This window comes from Ruegeria sp. AB5 (assembly GCF_056542645.1).
Genome location: NZ_JBQGAE010000019.1, coordinates 1 through 11,915, shown reverse-complemented (window position 1 = coordinate 11,915; position 11,915 = coordinate 1). Strand labels below are relative to the sequence as shown.

The window sequence follows — 11,915 nt, the reverse complement described above, 5'->3', positions numbered from 1 at the left end:
GGATATGGAACTGATTTTCGTCTTTGGATCAAACCTAGCTGGACGCCATGGAAAGGGCGCAGCGCTTCATGCCAAGAAGGTGTGGGGCGCGGCACCCGGCGTCGGCGAAGGTTTGACGGGTCGTGCCTATGCACTTCCCACCAAGGATCGAAAAATCCAATCCCGCCCGTTAAGCGAAATCGACAAGGCAATTGAACGCTTCATTGCCTGTGCCCATGAAAATCAAGACAAGCTCTTTCTGCTGACACCAGTCGGTTGTGGACTTGCCGGATATAAAGCGCGTGATGTGGGAGCGATGGTTCGCTCCAAGAATCCCCCCAAGAATGTGGTACTATCCACTAGTTGGTTGGATCACTTCACCCCTGCTGGAGGCCTGAAATGAACCAGGAAATCACCAACAACCCGTTTAACCCGCTGACGCCCCCGAAGGTCTTTGACGAGATCAAGGTCTCGCTGGCGTCGCCCGAGCGGATTCTGTCTTGGTCCTATGGCGAGATCAAGAAACCCGAAACCATCAACTACCGGACGTTCAAGCCTGAACGTGACGGTCTGTTCTGCGCGCGTATCTTTGGCCCGATCAAAGATTACGAATGTCTGTGCGGCAAATATAAGCGGATGAAGTATCGCGGCGTTGTCTGCGAGAAATGCGGTGTGGAAGTCACCCTGCAGAAAGTCCGCCGCGAGCGTATGGGCCACATCGAACTGGCCGCGCCCGTCGCACATATCTGGTTCCTGAAATCGCTGCCGTCCCGCATCGGTCTGATGCTGGACATGACGCTGCGCGATCTGGAACGCGTTCTGTACTTTGAAAACTACGTCGTCATTGAGCCCGGTCTGACCGACCTGACCTACGGCCAGATGCTGACCGAAGAAGAGTACATGGACGCGCAGGATGCCTATGGCATGGACGCGTTCACCGCCAATATCGGCGCCGAAGCCATCCGTGAGATGCTGGCCCAGATCGATCTGGAAGCCGAAGCCGAGCAGCTGCGCGCTGATCTGGCCGAAGCAACTGGCGAACTGAAGCCCAAGAAGATCATCAAGCGTTTGAAGGTCGTTGAATCATTCCTCGAGTCGGGCAACCGGCCCGAATGGATGGTGATGACTGTGATCCCGGTCATCCCGCCGGAACTGCGTCCGCTGGTTCCGCTGGATGGTGGCCGTTTTGCAACGTCGGATCTGAACGATCTGTATCGCCGCGTTATCAACCGGAACAACCGTCTGAAGCGCCTGATCGAGCTGCGTGCACCTGACATCATCGTCCGCAACGAAAAGCGGATGCTGCAGGAATCCGTGGATGCTCTGTTCGACAACGGCCGTCGTGGCCGCGTGATCACCGGCGCCAACAAGCGTCCGCTGAAATCGCTGTCGGACATGCTGAAAGGTAAGCAGGGTCGCTTCCGTCAGAACCTTCTGGGGAAACGCGTCGACTTCTCGGGCCGTTCGGTCATCGTGACCGGCCCCGAGCTGAAGCTGCACCAGTGTGGTCTGCCCAAGAAGATGGCGCTGGAACTGTTCAAGCCGTTCATCTACTCGCGCCTTGAAGCCAAGGGTCTGTCTTCGACCGTGAAACAGGCGAAGAAACTGGTCGAGAAAGAGCGTCCCGAAGTTTGGGATATCCTCGACGAGGTGATCCGCGAACACCCTGTCATGCTGAACCGTGCGCCGACGCTGCACCGTCTTGGCATTCAGGCGTTCGAGCCGGTCCTGATCGAAGGTAAAGCGATCCAGCTGCACCCGCTGGTCTGTTCGGCCTTCAACGCCGACTTTGACGGGGACCAGATGGCCGTTCACGTCCCGCTGAGCCTTGAGGCCCAGCTGGAAGCCCGCGTTCTGATGATGTCGACGAACAACGTTCTGTCGCCTGCCAACGGCGCGCCAATCATCGTTCCGTCGCAGGATATGATCCTGGGTCTCTACTATGTGACCCTGGAACGCGAAGGCATGCCGGGCGAAGGCAAGGTGTTCGGGTCGATCGACGAAGTTCAGCACGCGCTGGATTCCGGCGAAGTGCACCTGCACACCAAGATCACCGCGCGGATCACGCAGATCGACGACGAAGGCAACGAAGTTCAGAAGCGCTATGAAACCACTCCGGGCCGTCTACGTCTGGGTGCTCTGCTGCCGATGAACAACAAGGCGCCGTTTGAGCTGGTCAACCGCCTGCTGCGGAAGAAAGAAGTGCAGCAGGTGATCGACACCGTCTACCGGTATTGCGGTCAGAAAGAGTCGGTCATCTTCTGTGACCAGATCATGTCGATGGGCTTCAAAGAAGCGTTCAAGGCGGGCATCTCGTTCGGTAAGGACGACATGGTCATTCCGGACGACAAGTGGGGCATCGTTGATGACACCCGCGGTCAGGTGAAGGATTTTGAACAGCAGTACATGGACGGCCTGATCACTCAGGGCGAAAAGTACAACAAGGTTGTCGATGCTTGGTCGAAGTGTAACGACCGCGTTACTGAGGCGATGATGAGCACGATCTCATCTTCGGATCGGGCAGAGGATGGGTCTGAAAAGGAACCAAACTCGGTCTACATGATGGCCCACTCCGGTGCGCGTGGCTCGGTCACTCAGATGAAACAGCTGGGCGGTATGCGTGGCCTGATGGCCAAGCCGAATGGCGACATCATCGAGACGCCGATCATCTCGAACTTCAAGGAAGGTCTGACCGTTCTTGAATACTTCAACTCGACCCACGGTGCCCGTAAGGGTCTGTCGGATACCGCGCTTAAGACGGCGAACTCGGGTTACCTGACCCGTCGTCTGGTTGACGTCGCGCAGGACTGCATCGTGCGTGAGATCGATTGCGGTACCGAACGTGCGATCACGGCCGAGGCCGCGGTCAATGACGGTGAGGTTGTCGCCTCGCTGGCCGAACGTGTGCTGGGCCGTGTCTCGGCCGACGACGTTCTGCGTCCCGGCACCGATGAGGTTCTGGTCGCAGCGGGTCAGCTGATCGACGAGCGTATGGCCGATGCCATCGACGAAGCGGCTGTTGCATCCATGCGCATCCGTTCGCCTCTGACCTGTGAATCCGAGGAAGGCGTCTGTGCAACATGCTACGGTCGTGACCTTGCACGCGGTACCATGGTCAACACGGGTGAGGCTGTCGGCATCATCGCCGCCCAGTCGATCGGAGAACCCGGTACGCAGCTGACGATGCGGACCTTCCACATCGGCGGTGTTGCCCAAGGTGGTCAGCAGTCGTTCCAGGAAGCCAGCCAGGACGGTGTTGTGTCTTTCGAGAACCCGCAGGTTCTGGTCAATGCGGCGGGCGAAAGCCTGGTCATGGGCCGGAACATGAAGCTGGTGATCAAGGACGAGCACGGCGAAGAGCGGGCCAACCACAAGCTGGGTTATGGCTCCAAGCTGTTCGTCAAAGAGGGCACCAAGGTTGCCCGTGGCGACAAGCTGTTCGAATGGGATCCCTACACCCTGCCGATCATCGCCGAAAAGGCTGGTACTGCGAAATATGTCGACCTTGTTTCGGGCATCGCTGTCCGGGACGAGACCGACGACGCAACCGGTATGACCCAGAAGATCGTGATCGACTGGCGCGCGGCCCCCAAAGGCAGCGACCTGAAGCCCGAAATCATTCTGGTCGGCGAAGATGGCGAGCCGGTCCGCAACGATGCGGGCAACCCGGTTCACTATCCGATGTCGGTGGATGCGATCCTGTCGATCGAAGACGGTCAGCAGATCGAGGCTGGTGACGTTGTTGCGCGTATCCCGCGTGAAGGTGCCAAGACCAAGGACATCACCGGTGGTCTGCCGCGTGTGGCCGAACTGTTCGAAGCCCGTCGTCCCAAGGACCACGCGATCATCGCCGAAGCCGATGGTTACGTGCGCTTTGGCCGCGACTACAAGAACAAGCGCCGTATCAGCATCGAACCGGCTGACGAGTCCATGGAGACCATCGAGTACATGGTGCCCAAGGGCAAGCACATCCCGGTCGCAGAAGGGGACTTCATCCAGAAGGGTGAATACCTGATGGACGGTAACCCGGCTCCGCATGACATCCTGTCCATCATGGGTGTCGAAGCGCTGGCGGATTACATGATCGACGAGGTGCAGGACGTGTATCGTCTGCAGGGCGTGAAGATCAACGACAAGCACATCGAGGTGATTGTGCGCCAGATGCTGCAGAAGTGGGAGATCCTGGATTCAGGCGACACCACCCTGCTGAAAGGCGAACATGTCGACAAGCAGGAGTTTGACGCAGCCAACGAGAAGACACTCTCGCGCGGTGGACGTCCGGCTCAGGGCGAGCCGATCCTCTTGGGGATCACCAAAGCCTCGCTGCAGACACGTTCGTTCATCTCGGCGGCGTCGTTCCAGGAAACCACGCGGGTTCTGACCGAAGCATCGGTTCAGGGCAAGAAAGACAAGCTGGTTGGCCTGAAAGAGAACGTCATCGTTGGTCGTCTGATCCCCGCCGGTACCGGTGGGGCCACTCAGGCCGTCCGCCACATCGCGCAGTCGCGTGACAATGTGGTGATCGAAGCCCGCCGGGAAGAGGCCGAAGCCGCCGCGGCTCTGGCTGCTCCGACTTTCGACGACGACATGGTTGGCGACGAGTTGGATGTTCTGGTGGAAACACCGGAAAGCCGCGAGTAAGCCTCGTATCATACGCATAGAAAAGGCCCTGCGGATGCGCAGGGCCTTTTTTTGCGTTTTGGGGTATCCCACGAACTCGCCTAAAGATCGTTATCAATGCAGCCCGGATTGTGGCATGCTTGCGACAACAAAGGAGGGGGGACAGCCATGACAACCCGGCAAACGCAAGGGCGCAAGCGCCTGTATGACAGCATTCTGGACACCATCGGAGATACGCCCTGCGTCCGCATCAACAGGATCGCGCCTTCGAAGGTAACGGTCTATGTAAAATTCGAAGCGTTCAACCCGGCCAGTTCAGTCAAGGACCGACTGGCGCTGAGCATCATTGAAGCGGCCGAGCGGGACGGGCGTTTGAAACCCGGTCAAACGGTGGTCGAGGCGACTTCGGGCAACACCGGGATTGGCCTTGCGATGGTGTGTGCTGCAAAAGGGTATCCGCTGGTTGTGACCATGGCAGACAGCTTCTCGGTCGAGCGGCGCAAGCTGATGCGGTTTCTGGGGGCCAAGGTTGTCCTGACGCCGCGCGCCCAGAAAGGGTTCGGGATGTACACCAAAGCCAAGGAACTGGCCGAGCAGAATGGCTGGTTCCTTGCCAGCCAGTTCGAGACTGCCGCCAATGCGGACATTCACGAGAACACCACCGCGCGGGAAATCCTTGGGGATTTTGACGGTGAGCGGCTGGACTACTGGGTGACCGGATATGGTACTGGCGGCACTGTCTCGGGCGTGTCACGGGTGCTGAGAAAGGAACGCCCGGACACAAAGATCATTCTGACCGAACCTGCCAACGCGGCTATTGTGTCGTCGGGATATGTGAACACCCGCAACGAAACCCATCAACCGACGGAAAGTCACCCCAATTTCGAGCCGCACCCAATTCAGGGCTGGACACCGGATTTCATTCCCTGGGTCCTGCAAGAAGCGATAGACAACTCTTACTACGACGACTTGATCCTCGTTCCCGGTAGCGATGGGATAGCGTGGTCGCGCCGCTTGGCTGCCGAGGAGGGGATATTTACCGGAATTTCAGGCGGGTCGACCTTTGCCGTTGCAATGAAGCTGGCCGAGACGGCGCCTGACGGGTCTGTCATGTTGGTGATGTTGCCTGATACGGGTGAGCGCTATCTTTCCACACCGCTGTTTGAAGGTGTTGAAGAAGAAATGACGGAAGAAGAAATTGCGATTTCGCAATCCACGCCATCCGCCCAGATGACCGACTGACACCGGGCAAGCGCGATACGCCAGCCCAATCCGAGGCGGGTTGGCTGGCGGCTGGGCCAGGTAAGATGGTCAATTGACATTGCGCCGGATCGCAGGGCCAATGTCGCGATAGATTTGCGACCGGGCACCTTTCAAATGACACCAAATGTAAAAGGGGCGCTGCTTATGATGGGCAGTATGGCCGCGTTTACTGTAAATGACACGTTGGTCAAAGTTGCGCTGCAGGAATTGCCCCTGTTTCAACTGGTGGCGATCCGTGGGTTTCTGGCGACTGTGCTGGTCTACGGTCTGGCCCGGCATCTGGGTGCCCTTCACCTGAGTTTTCCGCGCCATGACAAGCTTTTGGTTGCTTTTCGCTGCATTGCAGAGCTGTCGGCCACGTTTTTCTTTCTAACCGCGCTCAAACATATGCCGCTGGCAAATGTGACGGCGGTGCTGCAAGCGCTCCCATTGACTGTGACGCTCGGGGCGGTGCTGCTTTACTCGGAGCAGATTGGCTGGCGCCGGATCATGGCGATTGCCATCGGGTTCTCAGGCATGTTGCTGATCGTGCGACCGGGTCCGGATGGGTTCAGCGTGTATTCGGCCTATGCCCTTGCAGCAGTGGCGTCGGTGACAGCTCGGGACCTCATCACCCGGCGCATGTCACCCAAGGTTCCCTCGCTGGTTGTCACCCTTGCCACGTCCTTTTCGATCACCCTCACGGCGGGCATTGTTTCGATTTTTGAAGGATGGACTCCGGTGTCCGGCGGCGCGGGTACCCTTGTGGCAACGGCGGCCGTATTTGTGCTGATGGGGTATCTTTTTAGCGTCATGGTCATGCGTGAGGGCGAGGTCGGCTTTATCGCACCGTTTCGGTATTCCAGCCTGCTCTGGGCGCTGGGTCTGGGCCTGCTTGTCTTTGACGAGTGGCCGGACGGGATCACTCTGTTTGGTGCCGCGCTGGTTGTCGCGGCGGGCGTGTTCACCTTGTTCCGCGAAAGGTCCCGTCAGGAAACCGAGTGAACCTGTCGGACAATGCTTTGATCGATGGCAAAGCGCGCAATGAATTCGCCCTCTTGTTCCGGAGTCAAGGCCGCCAGTTCCCGGTCATAACCGCGCGCCCCGCGCGAATCGTTGAAGCTGTTCAGGGACCGGACCCACATCGGCGCATCGGTATAGCTGACAACGGGCATGAAACGGCCCATGCGGTGATGCGTGAAACCGATGATGGTCTGGTTGCACCCCCCCGCGATGTGCATTCCCAGGCCGACGCCCAAAAGGGGCTTGTGAGTCGCCTTTGCCGTGATCCCGCCTGCGTTCAGCCGGGCAAAAAAGCCCCTGTTGAAATCAATGCCGACAATGGTGTTGCGCTGCATCAGACCTTTGCAGTCTTCAGCGGCCTCGCGCAGGCGTTCGACAAAATCCACGGACACTGCGTCGTCGTCATCATGGCGGAACTGAATGCAGGGTTTGTCCGGGTCTGTACGCGCCGCGTTCAGAATGTCTTTCATGATATGGCGGTGCTTTTTGTCGGTACGCGGCGATTCCTGAACGATACGCACCTGTTTGATATCCGCTGTCAGATCGTTCAACCGCTCGTAGGCCTTTTGGGGAAGGCAGTCGCTGATGACAACCAGCAGCAGAAAATCCTCATCCGTATGTTCACGAAAGCAGGGCAGGGTCGAGGATTCAAACAGCCGGAACCTCTCTTCCAGCCGGACCGGATTGTACAAATGGCGACGACGATCCTCCAGGGTTTCATGTTCGGTCTGAAAGCTGCCAAGGGCGGGGAAGGAAAAGCGGCAAAGGCCGATAACCTGCATGAGTCATCCGTTGTCTTGTGATCTGGGGTCACTATGCCGGTCTCGGCGGCGACCCGCAACGACAGACGGACTGGTGATGCTGCGGCGTCGCTGATAACAAGGCGCGATCCGGTCTTCCGGGCGCGTGAGGGCAAGTGCTGTTGACACCCGGCCCGACTCCCCCTATTACGCGCGACATCTCGGTACCGGGGGCCGCCCCATAACCGATTTCAGTAATGAACTGGTCAAGGCCCGGACAATTTTGCAGTTCGCGCCCTCTGATAACAAACCGCGACGTTCACCTCGGAATGGGAACGCTCGCGGGTTTTGCGCTTGTGGACGCATGAGTGCAGCGAATTTAACCGCACGCATCACGCGTGCATGTCATGTGTGTTGCAAAACGGGGATATAACCGGAATGCCAACGATCCAACAGCTGATCCGCAAACCGCGGCAGCCGAAAGTAAAACGCTCGAAGTCCATGCACCTGGAGCAGTGCCCGCAGAAACGCGGCGTCTGCACACGTGTATATACAACCACACCGAAAAAGCCGAACTCGGCGATGCGTAAGGTTGCCAAAGTGCGCCTGACCAACGGGTTCGAGGTCATCTCGTACATCCCCGGTGAAAGCCACAACCTGCAGGAACACTCGGTTGTTCTGATCCGTGGCGGCCGTGTAAAAGACCTTCCCGGTGTCCGTTACCACATCCTGCGCGGTGTTCTGGATACCCAGGGCGTCAAAGACCGTAAGCAACGTCGTTCGAAATACGGCGCGAAGCGTCCCAAGTAAGAAGGAGAGGCTGATATGTCACGTCGTCACGCCGCCGAAAAACGCGAAGTCCTGCCTGACGCCAAATTTGGCGATAAGGTTCTGACCAAATTCATGAACAACCTGATGATCGACGGCAAGAAGTCGGTTGCAGAGCGCATTGTTTACAACGCCTTTGACCGCGTTGAGACCAAGATCAAGCGCGCCCCTGTCGAAGTGTTCCACGAAGCGCTCGACAACATCAAACCCTCGGTCGAGGTTCGCTCGCGCCGGGTTGGTGGTGCAACCTATCAGGTTCCGGTCGAAGTGCGCCCCGAGCGCCGCGAAGCACTGGCCATCCGCTGGCTGATCACTGCTGCGCGCGGCCGCAACGAAAACACTATGGAAGAACGCCTCGCCGGTGAACTGCTGGACGCTGTACAGTCCCGCGGTACCGCCGTGAAGAAGCGCGAAGACACCCACAAGATGGCCGAGGCGAACAAAGCCTTCAGCCACTACCGTTGGTAATTCAGAGGCTTATCAAAAATGTCACGCGAATATCCTCTCGAACTGTACCGAAACTTCGGTATCATGGCGCACATCGACGCAGGTAAGACTACCTGCTCGGAGCGTATCCTGTATTACACTGGTAAATCCCACAACATCGGTGAGGTGCACGATGGTGCAGCCACCATGGACTGGATGGAGCAGGAGCAGGAACGCGGCATCACCATCACTTCGGCTGCGACCACCACGTTCTGGGAGCGCACCGAGGACGGTCAGACCGCCGATACCCCCAAGCACCGCCTGAACATCATCGACACCCCCGGTCACGTTGACTTCACCATCGAAGTTGAGCGCTCGCTGGCGGTTCTCGACGGTGCCGTCTGCGTTCTGGACGCAAACGCAGGTGTTGAGCCCCAGACCGAAACCGTGTGGCGTCAGGCTGACCGCTACAAGGTTCCGCGTATGGTTTTCGTCAACAAGATGGACAAGATCGGCGCAGACTTCTTCAACTGCGTTCGCATGATCGAAGACCGCACTGGCGCACGTGCTGTTCCGGTTGGTATTCCGATCGGCGCCGAGTCCGAGCTGGAAGGTCTGATCGACCTGGTCACCATGGAAGAGTGGCTGTGGCAGGGTGAAGATCTGGGCGCAAGCTGGATCAAAGCTCCGATCCGCGACAGCCTGAAAGACATGGCTGACGAATGGCGCGGCAAGATGATCGAAGCGGCCGTCGAAATGGACGACGACGCGATGATGGAATACCTGGAAGGCAATGAGCCCGACGTTCCGACCCTGCGCGCCCTGCTGCGCAAAGGTACTCTGGACATCGCGTTTGTTCCGGTTCTGGGTGGTTCGGCGTTCAAGAACAAAGGCGTTCAGCCGCTGCTCAACGCTGTGATCGACTATCTGCCCAGCCCGCTGGACGTTGTCGATTACATGGGCTTCAAGCCCGGCGACGAGGAAGAAGTTCGTGACATCGCACGTCGTGCAGACGACGACATGGCCTTCTCGGGTCTGGCGTTCAAAATCATGAACGACCCCTTCGTTGGCTCGCTGACCTTCACCCGGATCTACTCGGGCACCATGAACAAGGGTGACTCGATCCTGAACTCGACCAAAGGTAAGAAAGAGCGCATCGGTCGTATGATGATGATGCACTCGAACAACCGGGAAGAGATCGAAGAAGCGTTTGCAGGCGACATCATCGCGCTGGCGGGTCTGAAAGACACCACCACCGGTGACACCCTGTGTGACGCGAAGGATCCGGTGGTTCTGGAAACCATGACCTTCCCAGATCCGGTGATCGAGATCGCGGTTGAGCCCAAAACCAAGGGCGACCAGGAGAAGATGTCCCAGGGTCTGGCCCGGCTGGCCGCTGAAGACCCGTCCTTCCGTGTGGAAACCGACCTGGAATCGGGTCAGACCATCATGAAGGGCATGGGCGAACTTCACCTGGACATCCTGGTTGACCGTCTGAAGCGTGAATTCAAGGTCGAGGCGAACATCGGCGCACCTCAAGTGGCGTATCGTGAAACCATCGGTCACGAAGTCGAGCATACCTACACCCACAAGAAACAGTCGGGTGGTTCGGGTCAGTTCGCCGAAGTGAAGATGATCATCTCGCCGACAGAGCCTGCCGAAGGGTATTCGTTCGAATCCCGCATCGTTGGTGGTGCCGTGCCCAAGGAATATATCCCGGGTGTAGAAAAAGGCATCAACTCGGTCATGGATAGCGGCCCGCTGGCTGGTTTCCCCGTGATCGACTTCAAGGTTGCGCTGATCGACGGTAAGTTCCACGACGTTGACTCGAGCGTTCTGGCCTTCGAAATCGCGGCTCGTATGTGTATGCGTGAAGGCATGCGCAAAGCTGGCGCGAAACTGCTGGAACCGATCATGAAGGTCGAAGTGATCACCCCGGAAGAATATACCGGCGGTATCATCGGCGACCTGACCTCGCGTCGGGGCCAGGTGTCTGGACAAGAGCCGCGCGGCAACGCAATCGCGATCGACGCGTTTGTACCGCTGGCCAACATGTTCGGCTACATCAACACTCTGCGTTCGATGTCGTCGGGCCGTGCCCAGTTCACCATGCAGTTCGACCACTACGATCCGGTTCCGCAGAACATCTCGGACGAGATTCAGGCGAAATACGCGTAATCAGGATGCGGGCGTTTTCGCCCGCGTCCAGTTTCGGTTTTGAGGGAAACCCTGGAAGTGATCGGATGAAGGCCTGACTGATGGTAGTTTTGCTACACAAAGAAAAGTATGCCTATTTCTCGGTGCCGAAATGTGCGTGCACTTCGCTCAAGCATTTCTTTTTCGAGGTCGAGAATGGGTTTCGCTTCAAGTCGTTTCGAACGAATGGCAAGGCAAACTACCTTCACGATTTGGGATATGATAGCGTAAAGCTGACAAAGTCGTTGCGAGATACCACGCGCAATATGCACCGTGTCGCTGTAGTTCGGGATCCCATTGCGCGAGTCTTGTCCTGCTATTCGAACAGGGTGGTGCATCACAAAGGCTTGGATCAAATCGAATTGACTGATGATGATAGGGAGCGCGGACTAACTCGGAACCCGCCGTTGGGAAATTTCATTCGCAACTTTAATCGGTATCGCGTTTTAGCTCCGTCCATCGCGCATCATAGTCGCCCCTTGGCTTATTTTCTGGGAGGTGAACCGTCCTATTTCCATCGGATCTACGATATCTCGGAACTGAAGCAACTAGCGGAGGATTTTCGACAGCACTCGGGCAAAGTACCTGAGTTGCGGCATCTCCAAACCGGAGGTCCCAAAATTCCGGCTTCAAAATTGAGCGAGAAGCAACGCAAAAAAATTCAGAATTTTTTTGCGCAAGACTACGAACTGTACGGAGACTACTTCGTGCAGAAAGAAACGACTGGCGCGTCCTAGAGGCGTCCTGTTTACACTGAAAAGGAGGCCATCATGGCAAAGGAAAAGTTTGAGCGTACAAAACCGCACGTCAACATCGGCACGATTGGCCACGTTGACCACGGCAAGACGACGCTGACCGCAG

The 11,915-nt window shown here is 57.5% G+C and carries 10 protein-coding genes; 9 read left to right on the top strand and 1 reads right to left on the bottom strand.

Annotated elements, in window-relative coordinates; genetic code table 11:
* Nucleotides 1–4: 4 nt before the first annotated feature.
* The 4 genes from ACR0L4_RS21080 (at nt 5) to ACR0L4_RS21065 (ending at nt 6,846) form a co-directional block, all read left to right on the top strand.
* Entirely contained in the window at nt 5–382 is a 378-nt protein-coding gene (locus ACR0L4_RS21080) for an A1S_2505 family phage non-structural protein (RefSeq protein WP_480514932.1), read from the top strand.
* On the top strand, nt 379–4,620 hold the full coding sequence (gene rpoC / locus ACR0L4_RS21075; protein ID WP_170749802.1) for a DNA-directed RNA polymerase subunit beta': 4,242 nt from the start codon (nt 379–381) through the stop codon (nt 4,618–4,620). Before ACR0L4_RS21080 ends, rpoC begins: the two co-directional genes overlap by 4 nt.
* Before the next feature lie 147 nt (nt 4,621–4,767).
* Nucleotides 4,768–5,841: a cysteine synthase A gene (gene cysK / locus ACR0L4_RS21070; RefSeq protein WP_170749801.1), complete on the top strand. Its 1,074-nt coding sequence runs from the start codon at nt 4,768–4,770 to the stop codon at nt 5,839–5,841.
* Nucleotides 5,842–5,976: 135 nt separating this feature from the next.
* Entirely contained in the window at nt 5,977–6,846 is an 870-nt protein-coding gene (locus ACR0L4_RS21065; protein ID WP_170749800.1) for a DMT family transporter, read from the top strand.
* Here the strand turns inward: ACR0L4_RS21065 and ACR0L4_RS21060 are convergent.
* Nucleotides 6,831–7,646 carry a putative rhamnosyl transferase gene (locus ACR0L4_RS21060; RefSeq protein ID WP_480514931.1) on the bottom strand — a complete coding sequence of 272 codons (816 nt, stop codon included), beginning with the start codon at nt 7,644–7,646 and terminating at the stop codon, nt 6,831–6,833. The two genes, ACR0L4_RS21065 and ACR0L4_RS21060, sit on opposite strands and share 16 nt — an antisense overlap.
* 396 nt (nt 7,647–8,042) lie before the next feature.
* Between ACR0L4_RS21060 and rpsL the strand changes: the two genes are divergently transcribed.
* The 5 genes from rpsL to ACR0L4_RS21035 all read left to right on the top strand — a co-directional run.
* Complete coding sequence (gene rpsL / locus ACR0L4_RS21055) at nt 8,043–8,414, top strand: 30S ribosomal protein S12 (protein WP_005621086.1); 372 nt, start codon at nt 8,043–8,045, stop codon at nt 8,412–8,414.
* Nucleotides 8,415–8,429: 15 nt separating this feature from the next.
* A complete protein-coding gene (gene rpsG, locus ACR0L4_RS21050) occupies nt 8,430–8,900 on the top strand; it encodes a 30S ribosomal protein S7 (protein WP_170446863.1) in 471 nt (156 codons plus the stop codon).
* 18 nt (nt 8,901–8,918) lie between these two features.
* Complete coding sequence (gene fusA / locus ACR0L4_RS21045; protein ID WP_170782203.1) at nt 8,919–11,036, top strand: elongation factor G; 2,118 nt, start codon at nt 8,919–8,921, stop codon at nt 11,034–11,036.
* 80 nt (nt 11,037–11,116) lie between these two features.
* Nucleotides 11,117–11,791, top strand: a complete 675-nt coding sequence (locus ACR0L4_RS21040) for a sulfotransferase family 2 domain-containing protein (RefSeq protein ID WP_170749797.1) — start codon at nt 11,117–11,119, stop codon at nt 11,789–11,791.
* A gap of 33 nt (nt 11,792–11,824) precedes the next feature.
* Nucleotides 11,825–11,915: GTP-binding protein (locus tag ACR0L4_RS21035; RefSeq protein ID WP_215675807.1), on the top strand; the 91-nt coding region annotated here is incomplete at its 3' end.